The 23,362-nt window shown below is 62.0% G+C and carries 22 protein-coding genes and 1 tRNA gene; 1 reads left to right on the top strand and 22 read right to left on the bottom strand.

What is annotated here, in order from left to right:
* Positions 1–29 precede the first annotated feature (29 nt).
* The 22 genes from U4Y90_RS33670 to U4Y90_RS33775 all read right to left on the bottom strand — a co-directional run bounded on the left by U4Y90_RS33670 (position 30) and on the right by U4Y90_RS33775 (position 22,618).
* Positions 30–350 carry a DUF2818 family protein gene (locus U4Y90_RS33670; protein WP_321801222.1) on the bottom strand — a complete coding sequence of 107 codons (321 nt, stop codon included), beginning with the start codon at positions 348–350 and terminating at the stop codon, positions 30–32.
* Complete coding sequence (gene nuoN, locus U4Y90_RS33675) at positions 350–1,822, bottom strand: NADH-quinone oxidoreductase subunit NuoN (protein WP_321801223.1); 1,473 nt, start codon at positions 1,820–1,822, stop codon at positions 350–352. The genes U4Y90_RS33670 and nuoN overlap by 1 nt, the downstream gene beginning before the upstream one ends.
* 25 nt (positions 1,823–1,847) lie before the next feature.
* Positions 1,848–3,347, bottom strand: coding sequence for an NADH-quinone oxidoreductase subunit M (locus U4Y90_RS33680; protein ID WP_321801225.1), 1,500 nt, complete (start codon positions 3,345–3,347; stop codon positions 1,848–1,850).
* A gap of 13 nt (positions 3,348–3,360) precedes the next feature.
* Positions 3,361–5,427 carry an NADH-quinone oxidoreductase subunit L gene (gene nuoL, locus U4Y90_RS33685; RefSeq protein WP_321801226.1) on the bottom strand — a complete coding sequence of 689 codons (2,067 nt, stop codon included), beginning with the start codon at positions 5,425–5,427 and terminating at the stop codon, positions 3,361–3,363.
* A 17-nt stretch (positions 5,428–5,444) separates the two neighbouring features.
* Complete coding sequence (gene nuoK / locus U4Y90_RS33690; RefSeq protein ID WP_007588140.1) at positions 5,445–5,750, bottom strand: NADH-quinone oxidoreductase subunit NuoK; 306 nt, start codon at positions 5,748–5,750, stop codon at positions 5,445–5,447.
* A gap of 20 nt (positions 5,751–5,770) precedes the next feature.
* Positions 5,771–6,460, bottom strand: coding sequence for an NADH-quinone oxidoreductase subunit J (locus tag U4Y90_RS33695; RefSeq protein WP_321801229.1), 690 nt, complete (start codon positions 6,458–6,460; stop codon positions 5,771–5,773).
* Positions 6,461–6,634: 174 nt separating this feature from the next.
* Positions 6,635–7,123, bottom strand: a complete 489-nt coding sequence (gene nuoI / locus U4Y90_RS33700) for an NADH-quinone oxidoreductase subunit NuoI (protein WP_008341734.1) — start codon at positions 7,121–7,123, stop codon at positions 6,635–6,637.
* A 24-nt stretch (positions 7,124–7,147) separates the two neighbouring features.
* Entirely contained in the window at positions 7,148–8,212 is a 1,065-nt protein-coding gene (nuoH, locus tag U4Y90_RS33705; RefSeq protein ID WP_321801230.1) for an NADH-quinone oxidoreductase subunit NuoH, read from the bottom strand.
* A 2-nt stretch (positions 8,213–8,214) separates the two neighbouring features.
* Positions 8,215–10,554 (bottom strand): NADH-quinone oxidoreductase subunit NuoG, encoded by a 2,340-nt coding sequence (nuoG, locus tag U4Y90_RS33710; protein ID WP_321801231.1) that lies wholly within the window; start codon positions 10,552–10,554, stop codon positions 8,215–8,217.
* A 63-nt stretch (positions 10,555–10,617) separates the two neighbouring features.
* The gene (gene nuoF / locus U4Y90_RS33715; protein WP_321801232.1) at positions 10,618–11,940 is read right to left on the bottom strand and encodes an NADH-quinone oxidoreductase subunit NuoF; all 1,323 of its coding nucleotides are present in this window, start codon (positions 11,938–11,940) and stop codon (positions 10,618–10,620) included.
* A complete protein-coding gene (gene nuoE, locus U4Y90_RS33720; protein WP_321801234.1) occupies positions 11,937–12,422 on the bottom strand; it encodes an NADH-quinone oxidoreductase subunit NuoE in 486 nt (161 codons plus the stop codon). The genes nuoF and nuoE overlap by 4 nt, the downstream gene beginning before the upstream one ends.
* 151 nt (positions 12,423–12,573) lie before the next feature.
* Positions 12,574–13,827, bottom strand: coding sequence for an NADH-quinone oxidoreductase subunit D (locus tag U4Y90_RS33725; protein WP_321801236.1), 1,254 nt, complete (start codon positions 13,825–13,827; stop codon positions 12,574–12,576).
* Positions 13,828–13,836: 9 nt separating this feature from the next.
* Positions 13,837–14,439 carry an NADH-quinone oxidoreductase subunit C gene (locus tag U4Y90_RS33730; RefSeq protein ID WP_061162145.1) on the bottom strand — a complete coding sequence of 201 codons (603 nt, stop codon included), beginning with the start codon at positions 14,437–14,439 and terminating at the stop codon, positions 13,837–13,839.
* A 21-nt stretch (positions 14,440–14,460) separates the two neighbouring features.
* Positions 14,461–14,940, bottom strand: a complete 480-nt coding sequence (locus U4Y90_RS33735; protein ID WP_006052903.1) for a NuoB/complex I 20 kDa subunit family protein — start codon at positions 14,938–14,940, stop codon at positions 14,461–14,463.
* 61 nt (positions 14,941–15,001) lie between these two features.
* A complete protein-coding gene (locus U4Y90_RS33740) occupies positions 15,002–15,361 on the bottom strand; it encodes an NADH-quinone oxidoreductase subunit A (RefSeq protein WP_041730499.1) in 360 nt (119 codons plus the stop codon).
* Positions 15,362–15,575: 214 nt separating this feature from the next.
* Positions 15,576–15,660: transfer RNA gene (locus U4Y90_RS33745), tRNA-Leu, on the bottom strand.
* 127 nt (positions 15,661–15,787) lie between these two features.
* Positions 15,788–16,165 (bottom strand): preprotein translocase subunit SecG, encoded by a 378-nt coding sequence (gene secG / locus U4Y90_RS33750; RefSeq protein WP_321801237.1) that lies wholly within the window; start codon positions 16,163–16,165, stop codon positions 15,788–15,790.
* An 88-nt stretch (positions 16,166–16,253) separates the two neighbouring features.
* On the bottom strand, positions 16,254–17,027 hold the full coding sequence (gene tpiA / locus U4Y90_RS33755; RefSeq protein ID WP_321801238.1) for a triose-phosphate isomerase: 774 nt from the start codon (positions 17,025–17,027) through the stop codon (positions 16,254–16,256).
* A 166-nt stretch (positions 17,028–17,193) separates the two neighbouring features.
* The gene (locus tag U4Y90_RS33760) at positions 17,194–18,210 is read right to left on the bottom strand and encodes an NAD(P)H-quinone oxidoreductase (protein ID WP_321801240.1); all 1,017 of its coding nucleotides are present in this window, start codon (positions 18,208–18,210) and stop codon (positions 17,194–17,196) included.
* 186 nt (positions 18,211–18,396) lie between these two features.
* Complete coding sequence (pnp, locus tag U4Y90_RS33765) at positions 18,397–20,535, bottom strand: polyribonucleotide nucleotidyltransferase (RefSeq protein ID WP_321801241.1); 2,139 nt, start codon at positions 20,533–20,535, stop codon at positions 18,397–18,399.
* 363 nt (positions 20,536–20,898) lie between these two features.
* On the bottom strand, positions 20,899–21,168 hold the full coding sequence (rpsO, locus tag U4Y90_RS33770) for a 30S ribosomal protein S15 (protein WP_008341789.1): 270 nt from the start codon (positions 21,166–21,168) through the stop codon (positions 20,899–20,901).
* Positions 21,169–21,328: 160 nt separating this feature from the next.
* Positions 21,329–22,618 (bottom strand): branched-chain amino acid ABC transporter substrate-binding protein, encoded by a 1,290-nt coding sequence (locus tag U4Y90_RS33775; RefSeq protein ID WP_321801242.1) that lies wholly within the window; start codon positions 22,616–22,618, stop codon positions 21,329–21,331.
* A gap of 195 nt (positions 22,619–22,813) precedes the next feature.
* Between U4Y90_RS33775 and U4Y90_RS33780 the strand changes: the two genes are divergently transcribed.
* Positions 22,814–23,329 (top strand): hypothetical protein, encoded by a 516-nt coding sequence (locus U4Y90_RS33780; RefSeq protein ID WP_321801243.1) that lies wholly within the window; start codon positions 22,814–22,816, stop codon positions 23,327–23,329.
* Positions 23,330–23,362 lie beyond the last annotated feature (33 nt).

Below are 23,362 nucleotides of genomic sequence, written 5' to 3' on the forward strand. Positions count from 1 at the left end.
GCAAACAAGCCGCTAACGGCGCGAAGCCGTCAGCGGCGTTTGACGAGATACTGATACGTGAAGCCCGGAAAGGCGAACACGACGAAGAGACTGAAGGTAATGGCATAGAACTGCCATTCCTGACTGAATCGGTTGCCGGCGCGCGCTTCGAGCGTGAAGCCGAGCGCGCCGACCACGAAGTAAAGAACGATGAGCTCGCCGATGCGAATCCACGCGCTCTTCTTCGCCGCCTTGCGTCCCGTCGGCGCCGGAAGCGGCAACGGGACGATGGCGAAGAGGCGCTGATTCAGGAACGGCACGTTGGCGAGTACGAGCGCCAACAGCACGATGAACCAGCCTGCCGCCGACATTACAGCGGCAGCGTATGCGAGATCGCCGTGAGGCACGCGCTCATCAACGGACCCGGCACCAGACCGAGGACCAGCACGGCGAGGCCGTTGAACGCGAGCAGCGAGCGGTTCAGGCCGCCGGCGGCGATCGGCGAAGCATCTTGCGGAGCATCGAAGTACATCAGCTTGACGACACGCAGGTAATAGAACGCGCCGACGAGCGAGGTCATCACGGCGAGGACGGCGAGCCACGTGAGACCGGCGTTCATCGTCGCTTCGAGCACGGCGAGCTTCGCGTAGAAGCCGACCGTCGGCGGGATGCCTGCGAGCGAGAACATCATGATCATCATGACGAACGCGAACACCGGACTGCGCTGGTTCAGGCCCTTGAAGTCTTCGAGCATTTCGGCTTCGAAGTCGCGGCGCGCGAGCAGCATGACCACGCCGAAGGTGCCGAGCGTCGTGACGAGATAGATGATGCTGTAGAACATCGCCGAGCTATATGCGCCCGCCGCGCCCGTCACCTTGCCGTCGACCACGCCGGCCAAAAGACCCAGCAGCACGAAGCCCATATTGGAAATGGCCGAGTAAGCCAGCATCCGCTTGATGTTCTTCTGCACGATACCCGTGATATTGCCGACGATGAGCGAGAGCGCCGCGAGAATCACGAGCATCTCTTGCCAGTCCACGGCGAGCGGCAGCAGGCCCATCACCAGGAAGCGCAGCCCCCACGCGAATGCCGCGACCTTCGGGCCGCCGCCGGTGAGCAGCGTCATCGCGGTCGGCGCGCCTTGATACACGTCGGGCACCCACATGTGGAACGGCACCGCGCCCATCTTGAACGCCACACCGGCGACGATGAAGATCACGCCGAACAGCAGCACGGCGTCGTTGATGCGGCCCGAGGCGACGGCCTTCAGCACTTCGTTCAGTTCGAGCGAGCCGGTCGCGCCGTAGATCATCGAGATGCCGTACAGCAGGAAGCCGGACGCGAGCGCGCCGAGCACGTAGTACTTCATCGCCGATTCGTTCGATTGCGGCGCGTCCTTGCGCAGTGCGATCACCGCGTACAGCGACAGCGACATCAGTTCGAGGCCGAGATACAGCGTGAGGAAGTTGTTGCCCGAGATCATCACGCACTGGCCGAGCAGCGAAAACAGGCCGAGCAGGAAGAAGTCGCCGCGGAACAGGTCGCGGTCTTCCAGATACTTCTTCGAGTAGATGATCGACACCGCATAGCCGAGGCACACCACCGCCTTCATGGCGCTCGCGAACGGATCGACGATGTACATGCGCGTGAAGAAGTAAGCCGGCGTCGGATTGAGCGCGGTCACGGCGAACCACACGCCGCAGACGATCGTCGAGACGAGCGCGATCAGATACGTCGTGCCGCGACTCTTCGGGCCGAAGACCGTGTCGTTCAACCAGGCCACGACGACCGCGGCCATCAGGACTGCGTCAGGCCAAAGGATACTCATAGAGGCGTTTTGCATGATCTTTTAGTTCCTCCGCACGACATTACTGAGCGAGCGGCAGCTTGGACTGCGCGACGTGGGAGAGCAGGTTTGCGACCGATTCGTGCATCACGTCGGTAAAGGGCTTCGGATGCAGGCCCATGTACAGCGTGAACAGCGCGAGGATGGCAAGCATCAGGAATTCGCGGCCGTTGATGTCCTTGAGCTTCGCGACGTGATCGTTCGCGACTGCGCCGAAGTACACGCGCTTGTACATCCACAGCGTGTAGGCCGCGCCGAGAATCAGCGTGAACGTCGCGAGGAAGGCGATCCAGAAGTTGTACTTCACCGCCGCGAGAATCACCATGAATTCGCCGACGAAGCCCGAGGTGCCCGGCAGGCCGCAGTTGGCCATCGCGAAGAGCATCACGAACGCCGCGAACTTCGGCATCGTGTTCACGACGCCGCCGTAATCGGCGATCTGGCGCGAGTGAACGCGGTCATACAGCACGCCGATCGAGAGGAACATCGCGCCCGACACGAAGCCGTGCGAGATCATCTGGATGATCGCGCCCTCGACCGCGAGCTGGCTCGACGCGCCGAACATGAAGAAACCGAGCGTGACGAAGCCCATGTGCGCGATCGACGAATACGCGACGAGCTTCTTCATGTCGGACTGCACCATCGCCACGAGACCGATATAGATCACGGCGATCAGCGAAAGCGTGATGACGACCGGCGCGAGGAAGTGGCTTGCGTCCGGCGCGATCGGCAGCGAGAAGCGCAGGAAACCGTACGCGCCCAGCTTCAGCATGATCGCCGCCAGCACGACCGAGCCGCCCGTCGGTGCTTCCACGTGCGCGTCAGGCAACCACGTGTGCACCGGCCACATCGGCACCTTCACGGCGAAGGCCAGGAAGAACGCGATGAAGAGCAGCACCTGCGGCGTCATGTCGAGCTTCGCGGCCTGCCACGTGGCGAGGTCGAACGTGTGCGTCTGCGTGTAGAGGTACAGCAGCGCGACCAGCATCAGCAGCGAGCCGGCCAGCGTGTACAGGAAGAACTTGAACGCCGCATACACGCGGTTCGGGCCGCCCCACACGCCGATGATGATGTACATCGGAATGAGCGTGGCTTCGAAGAACACGTAGAACAGCAGCCCGTCCGCCGTCGAGAAGACGCCGATCATGATGCCCGAGAGGATCAGGAACGCGGCCATGTACTGCGACACGCGCTCGGTGATCACTTCCCAGCCGGCGATGACGACGATCACCGTGATGAGCGCGGTCAGCACGACGAACCACATCGAGATGCCGTCGACGCCCAGGTGATACGTGATGTTGAAGCGTTCGATCCAGTTCGACTGTTCGACGAACTGCAGCGCGGCCGTCGACGTATCGAAGCCGGTGATGAGCGGAATCGTGACGATCAGCCCGAGCACCGAGCCGATCAGCGCGACCCAGCGCGCGGGCGCCGGGTTGCGATCGTTACCAACTGCGAGCACGAGCAGGCCGAAAATGATCGGCAGCCAGATCGCGACACTGAGAATCGGAAAAGAGTGCATAGGTCCCCTCGCCTTATTTGCCGCCGAGCGTCACAAACAGGGTCAAGAGCCCCAGCATGCCGATAATCATGGCGAACGCGTAGTGATAGATGTAACCGGATTGGAGGAAGCGGATCACACCGGCGAACCAGCCCATGAACCGCGCGCTGCCGTTGACGATGCCGTCGATGACGACCACATCGCCCTCTTTCCACAGACCACGGCCGATCGCGACCGCGCCCTTCGCGAACACGACCTCGTTGATCTTGTCGCAGTAGTACTTGTTGTCGAGCAGCACATAGATCGGACGGAAGGTCTTCGCGACGACCGCGGGCAGATCCGGACGCTTCATGTAGAAGAACCACGCGACGATCACGCCCAGCGCGGCGAGCCACACCGGACCCGGCGTGATGATGCCGTGCAGCGCCATCGCGGCCCAGCCGTGGAACTCTTCGGCCATTTCCTTCAGGCCTTCATGGTTCTCGCCGATGAAGATGACCTTGTCGAACACGACGCCGTGCGAGAAGAAATCGCCGTAGATCATCGGGCCGATCATGATCGCGCCGATGATGACCGACGGAATCGCGAGCAGGATCAGCGGCAGCGTGACCACCCACGGGCTCTCGTGCGGGATGTGCGGACCATGGCCGTGATCGTCGTGACCGTGCCCGTCGTCATGACCATGACCGTGCGCTTCGGCCTGGCCCATCGGCGAGTCGGGATGCTTCGGACCGCGGAAACGCTCCTCGCCGTGGAACACCATGAAATACATGCGGAACGAGTACAGCGACGTGACGAACACGCTCGCAACCACCGCGAAATATGCGAAGCCCGAGCCCGCCAGATGCGAGTACTTCACGGCTTCGATGATCGAATCCTTCGAGTAGAAGCCCGAGAAGAACGGCGTGCCGATCAGCGCGAGCGAACCGACCAGCGACGTGATCCACGTGACCGGCATGTACTTGCGCAGGCCGCCCATGTTGCGCATGTCCTGATCGTGGTGCATGCCGATGATGACGGAGCCCGCGCCGAGGAACAGCAGCGCCTTGAAGAATGCGTGCGTGCCGAGGTGGAACACGGCGACCGGGTAGGCCGAAACGCCGAGCGCGACCGTCATGTAGCCGAGCTGCGAGAGCGTCGAGTACGCGACCACGCGCTTGATGTCGTTCTGCACGACGCCGAGGAAGCCCATGAACAAGGCCGTGATCGCGCCGATGACCGTCACGAACGAGAGCGCCGCATCCGAATGTTCGAAGAGCGGCGACATGCGCGTCACCATGAAGATGCCGGCCGTCACCATGGTCGCCGCGTGAATCAGCGCGGAGATCGGCGTCGGGCCTTCCATCGAGTCGGGCAGCCACACGTGCAGCGGGAATTGCGCCGACTTGCCCATCGCGCCGATGAACAGGCAGATGCAGGCGACCGACAGCAGGCCCCATTGCGTGCCGGGGAACGTCATGGTCGCGAGCTTGTCGCCCTGCGCGAATACATCGCCGTAGTTGAGCGATCCCGAGAACGCGAGCAGCAGGCCGATGCCCAGCAGGAAGCCGAAGTCGCCCACGCGGTTCACGATGAACGCCTTCATGTTGGCGTAGATCGCGCTTTCACGCGTGAAGTAGAAGCCGATCAGCAGATACGACACGAGGCCCACCGCTTCCCAGCCGAAGAACAGCTGCAGGAAGTTGTTGCTCATGACGAGCATCAGCATCGAGAACGTGAAGAGCGAGATGTACGAGAAGAAGCGCTCGTAGCCGACTTCCTCGTCCGCCATGTAGCCGATCGTGTAGATGTGCACCATCAGCGAGACGAAGGTCACGACGACCATCATCATCGCGGTCAGCGAGTCGACCAGGAAGCCGACTTCCATTTTCAGCGAGCCGACGTTCATCCATTCGTAGATGGTCGCGTTGAAGCTCGCGCCGTGGATCACGTCGTTGAAGACGATCGCCGAAAGAATGAACGAAATGAAGACGCTGAGAATCGTGACGCTGTGCGCGCCCTTGCGCCCTACCCATTTCGCGAACAGCCCCGCGATCAGCGAGCCGGCCAGCGGCGCCAGCGGAACCGCGAGCAGGAGGTTTTCATTGAGTGTCGTGGACATAACAGCCTAGCCTGAAATTAACCTTTGAGCTGATCGAGGTCCTCGACGTTGATCGTGTCGAGGCTACGGAACAGGGTCACGAGAATCGCGAGACCGATCGCGGCTTCAGCCGCGGCCACGGTCAGCACGAAGAACACGAAGATCTGGCCGTGCACATCGCCCAGATAGTGCGAAAACGCGACGAAATTGGTGTTCACCGCGAGCAGCATCAATTCGATGGCCATCAGGATGATGATGACGTTGCGGCGGTTCAGGAAGATGCCGACGATGCTGATCGCAAAGAGGATCGCACCGAGCACGAGGTAATGGGCAAGACTCAACATATTCGATTTCTCCTTCGCGCTCAGCCCTTGTTGTCGACCGTGCCCGCGCCGATGTCGCCGGTCACGGCAGGTTCCGTCGCGGCGTCGGGCGCCTGCGTTTCCGCCTGCATCTTCACGAGGCGCACGCGGTCTTCGCGGCGCACCTTGACCTGCTGGCTGACGGTTTGCGTCTTCTTGTCCTTCTTGTCGCGGATTGTGAGCGAGATCGCCGCGATGATCGCGACCAGCAGCACGAGGCCCGCGATTTCGAACGCGAAGATGTAGTCGGTGTAGATGACCTTGCCGATCAACTGCGTGTTCGGCATCAGCGCCGCGCCCGAGACGCCCGCGCCGGCCGTTGCGTCGCGCAGCGGCGTGGTCGTCGCGCCGTAGCCATGCCACAGGATCAGCGCCGTTTCGATCACGATGATCGCGCCCACGATGCTCGCGAGCGGCACGAAGCGCTTGAAATCCTTGCGCAGGACATCGATGTTGATGTCGAGCATCATGACGACGAAGAGGAACAGCACCATCACGGCGCCGACGTACACGAGAACCAGCAGAATCGCGAGGAATTCGGCTTGCAGCAGCATCCAGATCGCGGCCGCGTTGAAGAACGCGAGCACGAGGAAGAGCGCGGACGACACCGGGTTGCGCGAGGTGATCACCTTCAGCGCCGACACGGTCAGCAGCAGCGCGAAGATATAGAACAGTACGGTTGTGAATTCCATGATTACCGGTTCATCGTTAGGCCATCATCAGGCATGGTGTGTCGGCGCTCGTGGCCTGCTCTCCCCTTGAACGGACAGAACACGACCTCGGCGCGCGCCGCAGTGTGCCAAACAGCAACAACAAAATCGCGCGGGTGCGATGCCGGACCGCATGACTCCGGCATCGAACGCATATCAACGATACGGCGCGTCAGCCGCCTTCGACGCGGCGATTTCCGTTTCGTAACGATCGCCCACCGCGAGCAGCATGTCCTTCGTGAAGTACAGGTCGCCGCGCTTTTCGCCGTGATATTCGAGGATGTGCGTCTCGACGATCGAATCGACCGGGCAGCTTTCCTCGCAGAAACCGCAGAAAATGCACTTGGTCAGATCGATGTCGTAACGCGTCGTGCGACGAGTGTTGTCCGCGCGCGTTTCCGATTCGATCGTGATCGCCATCGCCGGGCACACCGCTTCGCACAACTTGCAGGCGATACAGCGCTCTTCGCCGTTCTCATAACGGCGCAGTGCGTGCAGGCCGCGGAAACGCGGCGAGATCGGGGTCTTTTCTTCCGGGAACTGCACCGTGATCTTGCGCTGGAACGTATAACGGCCCGTCAGCGCGAGACCTTTCAGCAGCTCGGTGAGGAAGAAGGTTTTGAAGAAGTTCTGAATAGCGTTCATGATGTTTTCGTCCGCTCTTGTCTCTTACTTCCAGATGTTGAGCGGCGACATGATCCAGAAGCCGACCACGACCACCCAAATCACCGACACCGGCAGGAACACCTTCCAGCCGAGACGCATGATCTGGTCGTAGCGGTAACGCGGGAAAGTCGCACGCGCCCAGATGAAAACCGACAGCAGCAGGAAAATCTTGAAGACGAACCAGAATACGCCCGGAATGAACGACAGGAAGCCGAACGGTGCGTCCCAGCCGCCGAGGAACAGCGTCGTCGCAATCGCCGAGATCACGATCATGTTGATGTACTCGGCGAGAAAGAACAGCGCGAACGCCATGCCGGAGTAATCGATCATGTGACCCGCGACGATTTCCGATTCGCCTTCCACGACGTCGAACGGATGACGGTTCGTTTCAGCGATGCCCGAAATGAAGTACACGACGAACATCGGCAGCAGCGGCAGCCAGTTCCACGACAGGAAGTTGACGCCCCAGCCGGCGAACATGCCGCGCTGCTGCGAGTGCACGATGTCGGACATGTTCAGCGTGCCCGCGACCATCAGCACCACGACGAGCGCGAAGCCCATCGAGATTTCGTAGGACACCATCTGCGCCGCGGCGCGCATCGCGCCGAGGAACGCATACTTCGAGTTCGACGCCCAGCCAGCGAGGATGACACCGTACACGCCGATCGACGAGATCGCCATCGCGTAAAGCAGACCCGCGTTGATATCGCCGAGCACCGCCTTGGCCTGGAACGGAATCACCGCCCAGACCGCGAACGCGGGCACCACGGTCATGATCGGCGCGATCATGTAGATCCATTTGCTGGCCGCCGTCGGCTGAATGACTTCCTTGAGCAGAAGCTTCAGCACGTCTGCGATCGGTTGCAGCAGACCGGCCGGGCCGACGCGGTTCGGGCCGAGACGCACGTGCATCCAGCCGATGAGCTTGCGTTCCCAGAGAATCAGGTACGCCACGCACAGCAGGATGACCACCGAAACCACGAGGATGCGGACGATCGCCCACACCGTCGGCCATGCGACGCCCAGAAGCTGCGTGCCGCCTGCGTTGATCGTATCGAACAAGCCCATTTTTACGCCTTCTCCACTACCAGTTCACCGAACAGGCCGCCGAGTGCGGCGCCAGCCGTCGTGCCCGCCGACACGCGGACCACCGATTCCGCGAGATTCGCATCGCGGACCGCGGGCAGCGTCACCGACAAGTCGCCTTGCTTGATACGCACTGCTTCGCCGTCCTTCAGGCCGAGCTTGTCGAAGAGCGCGGTCGGCAGACCCGCCACGTTCGCATCGCGTGCGGCCGCTGTCAGATGCAGCGACGGCGCGCGGCGCACCAGCGCATCGGCGTGGTAGATCGGCACATCGGCGAGACGCTGCAGGCCGCTGCCATTCAGCGCGACGTTCGATGCGGCGCGCTTCGCCTGCACCGTCGTCTTGTTCGACAGACGCGCGCTCAGGTCGCCCGTACCGAGCGCCGCGACACGCACTTCTTCGGCGGTGTCGAACTCGAAGCCCGGCAAGCCGAGGATCGTGCCCAGCACGCGCAACACCTTCCAGCCGGGGCGCGTGTCGCCGAGCGCGCGCACGACGCCGTTGAACGACTGTGCCGTGCCTTCCGCGTTGACGAACGTGCCCGACGTTTCCGTGAACGGCGCGATCGGCAGCAGCACGTCCGCGTAGTCCATGCCGTGCTTGAACGGCGACATCACGACGACCATTTCCGCAGCCTTGAGCGCGGCGATGGCCTGCGCCGGATTGGCCGTGTCGTATTCCGGCTCGGCGTTCAGCAGCACATAGCCCTTGCGCGGCTGCTCGAACGCTTCGCGTGCGTTCAGACCGCCCTCGCCCGGCAATGCATCGACGAGATGCGCGCCGACCGAGTTCGCGCCTTCCGTGAGGAAGCCGAGCGTAGCGCCGGTATTGTCCGCGATCCACTGGGCCGCCGCCTGAATCTGTGCAAAGTCCGGATGCTGGACCGCCAGATTGCCGAGCAGCACGACGCGCTCTTCGCCCGCCGACAGCGATGCCGCGACATCCTTCGCCGCTGCCGATACATCGCGGCCCGCGAATGCGTCCGGCAGCGCGACGCCGCGCGCCTCGGCCACCGCCGCCGCGATGCCCGCGAGCTGATCGAGCCATGCGGACGGCGCCGCGACCAGGCGATGCGCGGTCGGGATCAGCGAGTCGTCGTTGCTGGCATTGAGGAAAGTGATTTTCGCGCCGTTCTTCGCTGCCTGACGCAGACGCGCGGCGAACAGCGGATGGTCGCGGCGCAGGAACGAGCCGATGACGAACGCGGTGTCGATGGTCGACAGATCCGCGATCTTCGTGCCGAGCCACGGCGCGCCGACGCCCACGGGCGCCGAGAAATCGTTCTGGCGCAGACGGAAGTCGACGTTCGGCGTACCGACGCCTTCGGCCAATGCCTTCAGCAGATGCAGTTCTTCGACCGTGCTGTGCGGCGTGGCCAGAGCGGCGATGGCGTTCGCGCCGTGATCCGCCTTGATGCCCTTCAAACCCTTGGCGACGTATTCGAGCGCGGTCTGCCAGTCGGTTTCGATCCAGTTTCCACCTTGCTTGAGCATCGGCGTGGTGAGACGCTCGTCGCCGTTCAGGCCTTCGTACGAGAAGCGGTCCTTGTCCGAGATCCAGCATTCGTTGATGGCTTCGTTCTCCATCGGCAGAACGCGCATCACACGGTTGTTCTTCACTTGCACGACGAGATTCGCGCCGACCGAATCGTGCGGGCTCACCGACTTGCGGCGCGACAGTTCCCACGTCCGCGCGCTGTAGCGGAACGGCTTGCTCGTCAACGCGCCGACCGGACACAGGTCGATCATGTTGCCCGACAGTTCCGAGTCCACCGTCTTGCCGACGAACGACGTGATTTCCGAATGCTCGCCGCGACCCAGCATGCCGAGTTCCATCACGCCGGCGACTTCCTGGCCGAAGCGCACGCAGCGCGTGCAGTGGATGCAGCGCGACATCTCTTCCATCGAGATGAGCGGACCGACGTTCTTGTGGAACACCACGCGCTTCTCTTCGTTATAGCGCGACTGCGACTTTCCGTAACCGACGGCCAGATCCTGCAACTGGCACTCGCCGCCCTGATCGCAGATCGGGCAATCGAGCGGGTGGTTGATCAGCAGGAACTCCATCACCGACTGCTGGGCCTTCACGGCCTTGTCGGAGGTGGTGCGCACGATCATGCCCGCCGACACCGGCGTGGCGCAGGCCGGAACGGCCTTCGGCATCTTCTCGACTTCGACGAGGCACATCCGGCAGTTCGCCGCGATCGACAGTTTCTTGTGATAGCAGAAGTGAGGGATGTACGTATCGACCTTGTGCGCAGCCTGGATCACCATGCTGCCTTCAGGCACCTCGACCGTCTTGCCGTCAATTTCTAGTTCAACCATGATGGATTAAGATCCTCAACCCCGGTCTCTCGACCCTTGTCGCGCATCTGACTGCGCGCCTGATTACGCGGTAAGCGCTTCGGTGCTCGCGTGATGTGCGTGCCCGCCGACGAGACAATGCTTGTGCTCGACGTGATATTCGAATTCGTTCCAGAAGTGCTTGAGCATGCCGCGCACGGGCATCGCCGCCGCATCGCCGAGCGCGCAGATCGTGCGGCCCATGATGTTCTCGGCGACCGAGTTCAGCAGATCCAGATCTTCCTTGCGCCCGAGACCGTGCTCGATGCGATGCACCACGCGATACAGCCAGCCCGTGCCCTCGCGGCACGGCGTGCACTGACCGCACGACTCTTCATAGTAGAAGTACGACAGGCGCAACAGCGAGCGCACCATGCAACGCGTTTCGTTCATCACGATGACCGCGCCCGAACCGAGCATCGAGCCGGCCTTCGCGATCGAATCGTAGTCCATGTCGGTCGCGAGCATCATCTCGCCCGGCACGACCGGCGCGGACGAGCCGCCCGGAATCACGGCCTTGACCGACTTGCCGCGCACGCCGCCCGCCAGCTCCATCAGCGTCGAGAACGGCGTGCCGAGCGGAATTTCGTAGTTGCCCGGACGATTCACGTCGCCCGACACAGAGAAAATTTTCGTGCCGCCGTTGTTCGGCTTGCCGAGCTCGAGGTAATTCTGCGGGCCGATTTCCAGCAGGAACGGCACGGCCGCGAACGTCTCGGTGTTGTTGATCGTCGTGGGCTTGCCGTACACGCCGAAGCTCGCCGGGAACGGCGGCTTGAAGCGCGGTTGACCCTTCTTGCCTTCCAGCGATTCGAGCAACGCGGTTTCCTCACCGCAGATGTACGCGCCGTAGCCATGGTGCGCATACAACTCGAACGAGAAGCCCGTGCCCAGGATGTTCGCGCCGAGATAGCCGGCCTGGCGCGCTTCTTCGAGCGCCGCCTCGAACACGCGATAGACCTCGAAAATCTCGCCGTGGATATAGTTGTAGCCGACGGTGATGCCCATCGCGTACGCGCCGATGGCCATGCCTTCGATCAGCGCGTGCGGGTTCCAGCGCAGGATGTCGCGATCCTTGAACGTGCCCGGCTCGCCTTCGTCCGAGTTGCAGACGAGATACTTCTGCCCCGGGAACTGGCGCGGCATGAAGCTCCACTTCAGACCGGTCGGGAATCCCGCACCGCCGCGGCCGCGCAGACCCGACGCCTTGACGTCGGCGATCACCTGCTCGGGCGGGATCTTTTCCTCGAGAATGCGGCGCAGTTGCTTGTAGCCGCCGCGCGCGACGTAATCTTCGAGATGCCAGTTCTCGCCGTTGAGGCCAGCGAGGATCAGTGGCTTGATGTGACGATCGTGGAGTGACGTCATTTCGAAAGTTCCTCGATCAACTGGTCGATCTTCTCGCGGCTCATGAAGCTGCACATGCGATGGTTGTTCACGAGCATCACGGGTGCGTCGCCGCAGGCGCCGAAACACTCGCCTTCCTTCAGCGTGAACTTGCCGTCCGCGGTGGTCTCGCCAAAATCGATACCGAGCTTTTGCTTCAGGTATTCGGCGGCGCTGTCCGAACCGCCGTCCGGACCGAGCTGGCAAGGCAGATTCGTGCAGAGCGTGATCTTGTGCTTACCGACCGGCTTCAGTTCGTACATCGTGTAGAACGTGGCGACTTCCTGCACCGCGACGGGCGGCATGCTCAGGTAATCGGCCACGAACTGCATGATTTCGGGCGAGAGCCAACCATGCTCTTCCTGAGCGACAGCGAGCGCCGCCATCACCGCCGATTGCTTTTGCTCGGCGGGATACTTTGCGACCGCGCGATCGATTTCTTTCAGGCCTTCAGCTGAGATCATTTTCAGACACGACTCTTTCAATTCCTACCGAACGAAAACCTGCCGCGCCCTTCGTATTGCGGCAGACCTGGCGTTCCTGCGGGTTCCTGTTATTGCTTTGGCGTTTCATGCGCGGCGGCCCGATGAGCACACCGCGCAAGCGGCGATGAAATCAGCGATCGATCTCGCCGAACACGATGTCTTGCGTACCGATGATCGTCACGGCGTCGGCGATCATGTGGCCTCGCGCCATTTCGTCGAGCGATGCGAGATGCGCATAGCCCGGCGCGCGAATCTTCAGGCGATACGGCTTGTTCGCGCCATCCGAAATCAGGTAGATGCCGAATTCGCCCTTCGGATGTTCCACTGCCGCGTACGTTTCGCCTTCCGGCACGTGAAAGCCTTCAGTGAAGAGCTTGAAATGGTGAATCAGCTCTTCCATGTTGCTCTTCATGCCGACGCGCGACGGCGGCGCAACCTTGTGATTATCGACCATCACAGGGCCCGGATTCTTGCGCAGCCACGCAATGCACTGTTGGGCGATGCGCGTCGACTGGCGCATCTCTTCGACGCGCACCAGATAGCGGTCATAGCAATCGCCATTCACGCCGACGGGGATATCGAAGTCGAGCTGATCGTACACTTCGTACGGCTGCTTCTTGCGCAAATCCCACTCGATGCCCGAACCGCGCAGCATCGCGCCGGACAGGCCCATCTGCAACGCGCGCTCCGGGCTCACCACGCCGATGCCCACAAGACGCTGCTTCCAGATGCGGTTGTCGGTGAGCAGCGTTTCGTACTCGTCGACACAGCGCGGGAAGCGGTTGAAGAAGTCCTCGATGAAGTCGAGCAACGAACCCCGACGGGTCTCGTTCATCTTGTCGAGCGCCTTCGCGTTGCGGATCTTCGATGCCTTGTATTGCGGCATCGCATCCGGCAGATCGCGATAGACACCGCCCGGACGATAGTAGGCCGCGTGCATGCGCGCGCCGGACACCGCCTCGTAGACGTCCATCAGGTCTTCGCGCTCGCGGAACGCGTACAGGAACACGGCCATCGCGCCGACGTCGAGCGCGTGCGATCCGATCCACATCAGGTGGTTCAGCACGCGCGTGATTTCGTCGAACAGCACGCGGATGTACTTCGCGCGGATCGGCACGTCGATGCCGAGCAGCTTTTCGATGGCGAGCACATAGCCGTGCTCGTTGACCATCATCGACACATAGTCGAGACGGTCCATGTACGGCACGGACTGCAGGAAAGTCTTGGTCTCGGCGAGCTTTTCAGTCGCGCGATGCAGCAGACCGATGTGCGGATCGGCGCGCTGAATCACTTCGCCGTCGAGTTCGAGCACGAGGCGCAGCACGCCGTGCGCTGCCGGGTGCTGCGGGCCGAAGTTCAGCGTGTAATTCTTGATCTCTGCCATGGCGTTCTCTTAATGTTTCAGACCGCCATAGCGATCTTCGCGAATCACGCGCGGCGTGATTTCACGCGGTTCGATCGTCACCGGCTGGTAGACCACGCGCTTCTCTTCCGGGTCGTAGCGCATTTCCACGTAACCGGAGATCGGGAAGTCCTTGCGGAACGGATGGCCGATGAAGCCGTAGTCCGTGAGAATGCGGCGCAGGTCGGGATGGCCCTCGAACACGATGCCGTAGAGGTCGAACGCTTCACGCTCGTACCAGTTCGCCGACGACCAGATATCGACCACGGAAGGCACGATGGGCACTTCGTCGTCCGGAGCGAATACGCGCACGCGCACGCGCCAGTTGTTCGTGATCGAAAGAAGATGGCTGACGGCCGCGAAACGGGGACCGTCGTAGGCGCCGTCGCCGTAGGTCGAATAATCGACGCCGGAGAGATCCATCAGTTGCTCGAAGCGCAGCGACGGGTCATCGCGCAGCTGCTTGCAGACGTCCAGATAGTTGGCCGCCTTGACGACGACCGTCACCTGACCCAGCGACTCGGTAATGCTCTGGAGACGGCCGCCAAACGCCGTCTCGAGGTTCGCTTTGAGGGTCTCGAGTTTGCTTGCCATAGTTTGGGGAGACTCAGGCCCTTACTGACGGGCGATGGTGTTGGTGCGGCGAATCTTCGCCTGCAACTGGATCACGCCGTAGACCAGGGCTTCGGCGGTCGGAGGACAACCGGGAACGTACACATCGACCGGCACGATCCGGTCGCAGCCGCGCACGACGGAATACGAATAGTGGTAGTAGCCGCCGCCGTTCGCGCACGAACCCATGGAAATGACCCAGCGCGGCTCGGCCATCTGGTCGTACACCTTACGAAGCGCAGGCGCCATCTTGTTGCACAGCGTGCCGGCCACGATCATCACGTCCGACTGGCGCGGGCTCGGACGGAACACCACGCCGAAACGGTCCAGGTCGTAACGGGCGGCGCCCGCGTGCATCATCTCGACCGCGCAGCACGCGAGACCGAACGTCATCGGCCACAGCGAGCCGGTGCGCGTCCAGTTGATGAGCTTGTCAGCCGTGGTGGTGACAAAGCCTTCCTTCAAGACCCCTTCGATACTCATTTGTTTTCCACTCCAGATGAGCAGCCAGCCAAAGCCGCCCATGAATCCGGTGATCTAACTGTCATTCCCAGTCGAGTCCGCCTTTTCTCCAGATGTAGGCGAAACCGAGCAAAAATTCGAGCAGAAAAATCATCATCGCGATGAAGCCGGGCCAGCCGATATCGCGCAGGGAAACACCCCACGGAAACAGGAACGCCGTTTCAAGGTCGAAAATGATGAAAAGAATCGCGACGAGATAGTAACGCACATCGAACTTCATACGCGCGTCTTCGAATGCTTCGAAGCCGCACTCGTACGGTGCGTTCTTTTCGGTGTCGGGCTTGTTGGGACCGAGGATCTTGCCAATACTGACCAGCGCTATACCTAAACCAAGGCCCACCACAAGAAACAAGAAGACGGGGTAATAGGGTGCGAGGTTCAAGGCTATCCTCAGTTCGGTAGATGTGGTCTGTTATTGATTGGGGCCTTCAGCCAGGACGGACCACCCGGCGTAAGAATTCACTTGGGATCGCTCACGATATCAGCACACTGTGACAAGCGCTTTGACGATGTCGATGCTGCTGTGAAAACGTAAGCGTACTCCAGAAGTGACAATGCCAGCCGAAGCGATGCATGCGGCTGGCATTGGATAACTTTGGTGCCGACGGCGAGACTCGAACTCGCACAGCTTTCGCCACTACCCCCTCAAGATAGCGTGTCTACCAATTTCACCACGTCGGCACTGTACTGCAATCCGGGAAAACTACTTCTTAATTGCCGCGAATCGCTTCAAGACTTGAATTATAACTGGGCCCTATGAATTGTTCAACGCACAAAATGCAAATTTCGCGAAAAATCTGTTCTGTCGTTATTTGGGCACGTCAGCGCCCGGCGCGGAAGATGCGACCGGTGCAGAAGCAGGCGCAGAAGCCGCCGATGCAGCCGCGGCCGGTGCCGAGGCAGGCACGGGAGCCGCACCGCCCAGCACGCCCGCGGACGTCTGCGGCTTGTAGCTTCCGAGGTAAGTCAGCGCCAGCGTCGTGACGAAGAAGACGGCGGCCAGAACCGCCGTGGTGCGCGACAGAAAGTTTGCCGAGCCCGTCGCGCCGAACAGACTGCCCGATGCGCCGCTGCCGAAGGCCGCACCCATGTCCGCACCTTTGCCGTGCTGAAGCAAAACGAGGCCGATAACGCCCAACGCCGACAACAGTTGGACGACGATAATCAATGTCTTCAAATACAGCATTTCAACTCACCCGATTCCCGATGTTTCCGTGACACGTTCGTGTCGCACTATGCTCTTTCGCCTGCCCTGCACGCTCGCCGTTCGATGCTCAATGCGTCACGGTTTGCGCTGCCCGGCAGATCGCCAGAAAATCCTTCGACTTCAGCGACGCGCCGCCGATCAGCCCGCCGTCGATGTCCTTTTGCCCGAACAACTCTTCTGCGTTCTCCGGCTTCACGCTGCCGCCGTACAACAGGGGCACGTTCGCAACCGATGCGCCCTTCTCCAGCAGCTTGTGACGCAGGAATGCGTGAACGTCCTGTGCCTGACCGGGCCGCGCGGTTTTACCGGTGCCGATCGCCCAGACCGGTTCGTACGCAACCACGATGCCGGCCGCCTGCTCTTCCGTGAGCATCAGCAACACGGCGCCGAGCTGCGTGCCGATGATCTCTTCGGTCGTGCCCGCTTCACGTTCTTCGAGCGTCTCGCCGACACAAACGATCGGCGTGATTCCCGCTTCGATCGCGCGCTGGGCCTTCGATGCGACCAGCTCCGGACTTTCGCGATGATACGCGCGTCGCTCCGAATGCCCGACGATCGCGTACGTGACGCCGAAATCCGCTGCCATTTCGGCCGCGACTTCACCGGTGAATGCACCGCCCGTATGCGCCGACACGTCTTGAATGCCCCACCGCACCACCGAGCCGCTCAAGAGCGCCTGCGATTGCGCGAGATAAGGACAGGGCACGCACACGCCGACGCTCACGCCCTTTTGCAAAGCCGATGCGCCTGCGGCGACTTCGGTCAGCAAGGTCGCGTTGTCCCCGATGCGACCGTGCATCTTCCAGTTGCCCACCACCAGTTTTGCTCGTTCTCTGGACATATGTCTCGTCAGTCGGCGGCGGCTTGCAGGAGCCGCCTGTTATAAAAATGAACCGCTTCGAACCGCAAACTGCTTGCAAAACAGGCGATTTTACTGTGTTACGACGAAGACGGTCAAACCGTCAAAAGCGGGACGCAACGTGAGGCGCCGTGCCTCACATAAAACATCACGCGTTCTCGCGCCAGTCGAGCACGATCTTGCCGACGTGCGTGCTGCTTTCCATCAACGCATGCGCGGCGGCGGCATCGTGCGCCGGGAAGACCTCGTGGATGACAGGCTTGATGCGCCCTGCCTCGATTTCAGGCCAGACACGCTCCTTCAGCTTCGCCGCGAGCTTCGCCTTGAATGCGACGGGACGCGGGCGCAGTGTCGAACCGGTGATGACGAGACGCCGGCGCAGCACGTCGTTCAGATTGATCTCCGCCTTCGCGCCGCCGAGCAGCGCGATCACGCAGATGCGCCCGCCGTCGGCCAGCGCCTTGAGCTCGCGCTGAAGATAGTCGCCGGCGACCATGTCGAGGATCACGTCGACGCCGCGATCGTTCGTCAGCGACTTCACCACTTCGACGAAATCCTCCGTCTTGTAGTTGATCGCCCGCTCCGCGCCGAGCGCCTCGCACGCGCGGCACTTTTCATCGGTGCCGGCCGTGGCGAAGACGCGAAAGCCGAGCGCTTTCGCGATTTGAATGGCCGTCACGCCGATGCCGCTCGATCCGCCCTGCACGAGCAACGTCTCTTCTTCGCCGTTCTCGCCCGCGCCCAATTGACCGCGCTCGAATACGTTGCTCCACACGGTGAAGAAGGTTTCCGGCAACGATGCAGCCTCGATATCCGACAAACCCTTCGGCACCGGCAGACATTGTTCGAGCGGCGCGACCGCATATTCGGCATATCCGCCGCCCGCGAGCAGCGCGCATACGCGATCGCCTTTTTTCAGACCGAACGGGTTGTGCCTGGGATCGAAATCGCCGTCGACGATTTCACCGGCAACCTCCAGCCCCGGCAGATCCGATGCGCCCGGCGGCGGCGCATAGGCGCCCTTGCGCTGGAACACATCGGGCCGGTTCACGCCGGACGCAGCCACCTTGATCAACACCTCGCACTTGCCCGGCGCGGGCATCGGACGTTCGCCCAGCTTCAGGACTTCGGGTGCGCCAAACTCAGTGATTTCGATGGCCTTCATATCCTCTCCCTGTGCCGACCAGCATCAGTGTGCATTCGAACCGGATGGCACTGCGCGCGCCGGAAGCATCCACGCTTCACACTGCCATCGAGTCCCGCGACGCGTCGGACAATGCATAGCATCCGAAGCGTCATACATGAAAACGGCCGGCTCGCATCAGCGGCCGGCCGTCTACACATTACCGCATTACTGCTGCGGGTGCGTGGGTTCTGCTTGCTGCGCGCCTTCGTTCAGCAGCGCCTTCGCCGACAGACGCACACGACCCTTTTCGTCCGTCTGGATGACCTTGACCTTCACGATCTGGCCTTCCTTCAGATAGTCGTTGATGTCCTTCACGCGCTCGTTGACGATCTCCGAGATATGCAGCAGACCGTCCTTGCCCGGCAGGATGTTCACGATCGCGCCGAAGTCCAGCAGCTTGAGCACGGGGCCTTCATAGACCTGACCGACTTCCACTTCCGCCGTGATGTTCTCGATGCGCTTCTTCGCGTCGGCCATGCCTTCCGCGCTCGTGCTCGCGATCGTCACGACGCCGTCGTCCGAAATGTCGATGGTCGTACCCGTCTCTTCCGTCAGCGCGCGAATGACCGAACCGCCCTTGCCGATCACGTCGCGAATCTTTTCCGGATTGATCTTGATGGTGATCATGCGCGGCGCGTAGTCCGACAGCTCCGTGTTCGTGTGCGGAACGGCGGCGGTCATCTTGCCGAGGATGTGCATGCGGCCTTCCTTCGCTTGCGCGAGCGCGACCTGCATGATTTCCTTCGTGATGCCCTGAATCTTGATGTCCATCTGCAGCGCCGTGACGCCTTGCGACGTGCCGGCCACCTTGAAGTCCATGTCGCCGAGGTGATCTTCGTCGCCGAGAATGTCGGTCAGAACCGCGAACTTGTTGCCTTCGAGGATCAGGCCCATCGCGATGCCCGCGACGTGCGCCTTCATCGGCACGCCGGCGTCCATCAGCGCGAGGCAACCGCCGCACACCGAAGCCATCGACGACGAACCGTTCGATTCCGTGATTTCCGACACGACGCGGATCGAGTAGCCGAATTCGTCGGCGCTCGGCAGGCACGCGACCAGCGCGCGCTTGGCAAGACGCCCGTGACCGATTTCACGGCGCTTCGGCGAACCGACGCGGCCGGTTTCGCCGGTCGCGAACGGCGGCATGTTGTAGTGCAGCATGAAGCGCTCGCGATATTCGCCTTCGAGCGCATCGATGCTTTGCTCGTCGCCCTTCGTGCCGAGCGTGGCGACGACCAGCGCCTGCGTTTCACCGCGCGTGAAGAGCGCCGAGCCGTGCGTGCGCGGCAGGACGCCCGTGCGAATTTCGATCGGACGAACGGTGCGGGTGTCGCGGCCATCGATACGCGGCTCGCCGTTCAGGATCTGCGAGCGGACGATCTTCGCTTCGATATCGAACAGGACGTTGCCCACGGTCGCCGCATCCGCCGCGACCGAGCCGCTCGCTGCCGCTTCTTCCGCCAGCTTCGCCGACGTCGCCGCGTAGACTTCCTTCAGCTTGGTCGAACGCGCCTGCTTGTTGCGCAACTGGTAAGCCGCTTCGAGTTCCGGCTTGGCGATTTCGGTCACGCGCGAAATGAGCGCTTCGTTCTTCGGCGCCGGCTGCCAGTCCCACTCGGGCTTGCCGCCGTCGCGCACGAGCTCGTGGATCGCGTCGATGGCGGTCTGCATCTGCTCGTGGCCGAACACGACCGCGCCGAGCATCACTTCTTCGGAAAGCTGCTGCGCCTCCGATTCCACCATCAGCACCGCGCGCTCCGTACCCGCGACGACCAGATCGAGCGCCGATTCCTTCATCTGCGGGCGCGTCGGGTTCAGCACGTACTCGTTGTTGATGTAGGCGACGCGCGCCGCGCCCACCGGACCGTTGAACGGCAGGCCCGACACGGCGAGCGCGGCGGACGCGCCGATCAGCGCCGGGATGTCGGCCGGAACGTCCGGGTTCAGCGACAGCACGTGAATCACGACTTGCACTTCGTTGTAGAAGCCTTCCGGGAACAGCGGACGCAGCGGGCGATCGATCAGGCGCGAGATGAGCGTTTCGCCTTCCGACGGACGTCCTTCGCGGCGGAAGAAACCGCCCGGGATCTTGCCGGCGGCATAGGTCTTTTCGAGGTAGTCGACGGTCAGCGGGAAGAAGTCCTGGCCCGGCTTGGCGGTTTTCGCGCCGACGACGGTCGCGAGCACGACGGTATCTTCTACATCGACGATCACCGCGCCGCTCGCCTGACGGGCGATTTCGCCCGTTTCGAGGCGGACGTTATGCTGCCCCCACTTAAATTCTTTGACGATTTTATTGAACATTTCGACTCCTTCTACGATTGCGCCGCGCCGTTGATCTGGCGCGTGCGGGAAGGTCCGGAGCCACGCTTGAGAGGTGTGTTATGCCATTCCAGCGCGATGCGCCGCGACGGACGTCGTCGCGCTGGAATGACACAAAGCTCCGCTGCGAGGCTGGACCGAGTGTCGGACCGGATGAATTCATCCGGGTAAAGCACATGAACTGCTGAAACTGCCGACGATCGGGCGATTACTAGGCACCGATTGCCGAAAACGTGATCGGGCACCACTTCACGAGCGAAACGCACAAAAACAAAGTGCCTGTATCAGCGGACTGACACAGGCACTTCATTAGAACGTTGGCCGCAAAGCCACGCTTGGCGCCACTTACTTGCGCAGACCCAGCTTCTCGATCAGCGAGCGATAACGATCTGCGTCCTTGCCCTTCAGGTAATCGAGCAGCTTGCGACGACGGCTCACCATGCGCAGCAGACCGCGGCGGCTGTGGTGATCCTTCGAGTGCGACTTGAAGTGGACGGTCAGTTCGTTGATGCGGCTCGTCAGCAGTGCGACTTGCACTTCGGGAGAGCCGGTGTCGTTTGCGCCGCGGGCGTATTCAGCGACGATGTCGGACTTCTTGATTTCTGCTACGGACATTTGCTTTTCCTATGTTTCAGACAGGCGGTCACGGAAGAAAGGCCGTGCCGTGGATTTGCACAAAATGAATCGTTTCCGGCAATGCGCCAAAAACGAAGCGCAGAGTATAGCACAGCGCAGTGTCTCGCTGAAGGACTTCCGCTCGGTGCGAACCAGGGATTCAGCGCGCCGGGCGCGCCATTCGGCACGTCGTGGGTTGCGCGGTCTTGTCGGCCGGGACGCTGAGAAGCGTGCGGAAACCGTAGCCCGAGCCCTCGTTGTCGAAACCGACGCCCTTCGTTCCCGCCTTGTCCATCTCGATCACGTATAGGGGCTGGATCACCTGATGATCGTCGGGCCGCATGGCCATCGGATGGAAACCTTCGCCGTCGAACTTCATGCCTTCCAGCGCGCGCGCCACCGCGAGCGGGTCCGCGCTTTTCGCGCGCGTCATCGCGGCGGCGAGCATTTCGACCATCAGCGGCATGCGCGCAAGCAGATAATCGTCCGCGGCGGCCGGATAGCGGGCGCGAAACGCGCGATAGTAAGCGTCCGACGCCGCGCCGCCCACGTTCGGATGCCAGTCGGCCACGGCGATCACCCGCTTCACCCCGCTATCGCCCAGCGCCGCCGGCGCGCCCAGACTGTTGCCGTAGAACGTGTAGAACTTCGTGTCTAGCCCCTGCTCGCGCGCGGCTTTCACGAGCAGCGTCAGATCGTTGCCCCAGTTTCCGGTGATCACCGCATCCGCTCCGCTCGCGCGGATTTTCGCGATGTAAGGCGCGAAATCCTTCACGCGGCCGATCGGATGAAACTCGTCGCCCGCGATCGCGATATCCGGTCGCCGCTCCTTGAGCGCGCGCTGTGCCTCGCGACTCACGTCGTGGCCGAAGCTGTAATCCTGATTCAGCAGATAGACCTTCTTGACCGCGCGATCGTCTTTCAGCGCATCGGCGAGCGCGTCCATGCGCATGCCGGCGTGCGCGTCGAAGCGGAAATGCCAGAAACTGCACGCATCGTTGGTGAGCGCGGGATCGTCGGCGGAATAGTTGAGAAACAGCACGCGGCGATCCGGTTCGCGCGCATTCTGCTTGTCGATCGCCGCGACGAGCGCCGCCGCCACCGCCGAGCTGTTGCCCTGCATGACGAAGCCGATCTTCTCGTCGATCGCCGCGCGCAGTTGCACGAGACTCGCCTCGCTGCTGCCACGGCCATCGAGCACGACGAGTTGCAGCGGATGCATGCCGTCGGCGAGCTTCACGCCGCCCTGCGCGTTCACGCGCTCGACGCCGAAACGCAGATTGCGCTCGACCATCGCGCCGGCATTCGCGAACGGGCCGGACATGCCTTCGATCAGCGCCAGCTTCACGGGTGGCAAGTCGGCGGCATGCGCCGTCATGGACAATGCGAGATACGCCGATGTCGCGATGCGCAGCCATCGCATCGCCCGCACGCTGATTCCGCTCTTCATGGGTTGCCGCCGATCCGTCGAAAGCGCGGATCATAGGCCGCACCGGGCGCACCGCGCAAGCCCGCATTGCCGACAGATCGGCGCGAATGCCGCGGGGTATCGGAGAATGCTTTGCCGCGCGCGCGTGTCAAAATCACTGGAAACGTCGAACAAACGCTGCTCGCCGCCGCGAGGAGCAAGCACGTGGAGGCTTCAATGCTGCACACACTCAACCGCATGCGCGTGTCGCTTGCATGCGCGGGCGCCGCGCTCCTTCTGTCGGCCTGCGCACAGCCGTGGCAAAACTATCAGACGGGCGCCGATGCATCGACGGTCATCGCCCGGCTCGGCCCGCCGCGCGAAGTCTACGATTTGCCCGACGGCGGCAAGCGCCTGATGTGGCCGACGCAGCCGCTCGGCGAATTCACCACCGCCGCGGATATCGACGCCTCCGGCAAGATCGTGAACGTCAGACAGGTGCTCGACGAGAACGAGTTCTACAAGGCGCAGATCGGCACCTGGACGAAGAAGGACGTACTCGTCAACTTCGGGCGGCCAGTGGAGACCTCGTATTTCCCGCTCATGAAGCGCGAGGTCTGGACCTATCGCTACATGGAAGCGAACGTCTGGTATCTGATGTACAACTTCTACTTCGACGAGCAGGGCATCTTGCGCCTGACGCAGAAAACGCCCGATCCGCTGCACGATCCGGACCGGCGCAATCTGTTCTGACTGCGTCCGCGGGACGCCCTCTCCAACAAAAAA

The organism is Caballeronia sp. J97 (assembly GCF_905220305.1).
Taxonomy (GTDB): Bacteria; Pseudomonadota; Gammaproteobacteria; order Burkholderiales; family Burkholderiaceae; genus Caballeronia.

What these genes read in the sequence shown, in the direction of transcription:
- U4Y90_RS33670 (WP_321801222.1), bottom strand. Translation starts at nt 350, where the DNA reads ATGTCGGCGGCAGGCTGGTTCATCGTGCTGTTGGCGCTCGTACTCGCC.
- nuoN (WP_321801223.1), bottom strand. Translation starts at nt 1,822, where the DNA reads ATGCAAAACGCCTCTATGAGTATCCTTTGGCCTGACGCAGTCCTGATG.
- U4Y90_RS33680 (WP_321801225.1), bottom strand. Translation starts at nt 3,347, where the DNA reads ATGCACTCTTTTCCGATTCTCAGTGTCGCGATCTGGCTGCCGATCATT.
- nuoL (WP_321801226.1), bottom strand. Translation starts at nt 5,427, where the DNA reads ATGTCCACGACACTCAATGAAAACCTCCTGCTCGCGGTTCCGCTGGCG.
- nuoK (WP_007588140.1), bottom strand. Translation starts at nt 5,750, where the DNA reads ATGTTGAGTCTTGCCCATTACCTCGTGCTCGGTGCGATCCTCTTTGCG.
- U4Y90_RS33695 (WP_321801229.1), bottom strand. Translation starts at nt 6,460, where the DNA reads ATGGAATTCACAACCGTACTGTTCTATATCTTCGCGCTGCTGCTGACC.
- nuoI (WP_008341734.1), bottom strand. Translation starts at nt 7,123, where the DNA reads ATGAACGCTATTCAGAACTTCTTCAAAACCTTCTTCCTCACCGAGCTG.
- nuoH (WP_321801230.1), bottom strand. Translation starts at nt 8,212, where the DNA reads ATGGGCTTGTTCGATACGATCAACGCAGGCGGCACGCAGCTTCTGGGC.
- nuoG (WP_321801231.1), bottom strand. Translation starts at nt 10,554, where the DNA reads ATGGTTGAACTAGAAATTGACGGCAAGACGGTCGAGGTGCCTGAAGGC.
- nuoF (WP_321801232.1), bottom strand. Translation starts at nt 11,940, where the DNA reads ATGACGTCACTCCACGATCGTCACATCAAGCCACTGATCCTCGCTGGC.
- nuoE (WP_321801234.1), bottom strand. Translation starts at nt 12,422, where the DNA reads ATGATCTCAGCTGAAGGCCTGAAAGAAATCGATCGCGCGGTCGCAAAG.
- U4Y90_RS33725 (WP_321801236.1), bottom strand. Translation starts at nt 13,827, where the DNA reads ATGGCAGAGATCAAGAATTACACGCTGAACTTCGGCCCGCAGCACCCG.
- U4Y90_RS33730 (WP_061162145.1), bottom strand. Translation starts at nt 14,439, where the DNA reads ATGGCAAGCAAACTCGAGACCCTCAAAGCGAACCTCGAGACGGCGTTT.
- U4Y90_RS33735 (WP_006052903.1), bottom strand. Translation starts at nt 14,940, where the DNA reads ATGAGTATCGAAGGGGTCTTGAAGGAAGGCTTTGTCACCACCACGGCT.
- secG (WP_321801237.1), bottom strand. Translation starts at nt 16,165, where the DNA reads ATGCTGTATTTGAAGACATTGATTATCGTCGTCCAACTGTTGTCGGCG.
- tpiA (WP_321801238.1), bottom strand. Translation starts at nt 17,027, where the DNA reads ATGTCCAGAGAACGAGCAAAACTGGTGGTGGGCAACTGGAAGATGCAC.
- U4Y90_RS33760 (WP_321801240.1), bottom strand. Translation starts at nt 18,210, where the DNA reads ATGAAGGCCATCGAAATCACTGAGTTTGGCGCACCCGAAGTCCTGAAG.
- pnp (WP_321801241.1), bottom strand. Translation starts at nt 20,535, where the DNA reads ATGTTCAATAAAATCGTCAAAGAATTTAAGTGGGGGCAGCATAACGTC.
- rpsO (WP_008341789.1), bottom strand. Translation starts at nt 21,168, where the DNA reads ATGTCCGTAGCAGAAATCAAGAAGTCCGACATCGTCGCTGAATACGCC.
- U4Y90_RS33775 (WP_321801242.1), bottom strand. Translation starts at nt 22,618, where the DNA reads ATGAAGAGCGGAATCAGCGTGCGGGCGATGCGATGGCTGCGCATCGCG.
- U4Y90_RS33780 (WP_321801243.1), top strand. Translation starts at nt 22,814, where the DNA reads ATGCTGCACACACTCAACCGCATGCGCGTGTCGCTTGCATGCGCGGGC.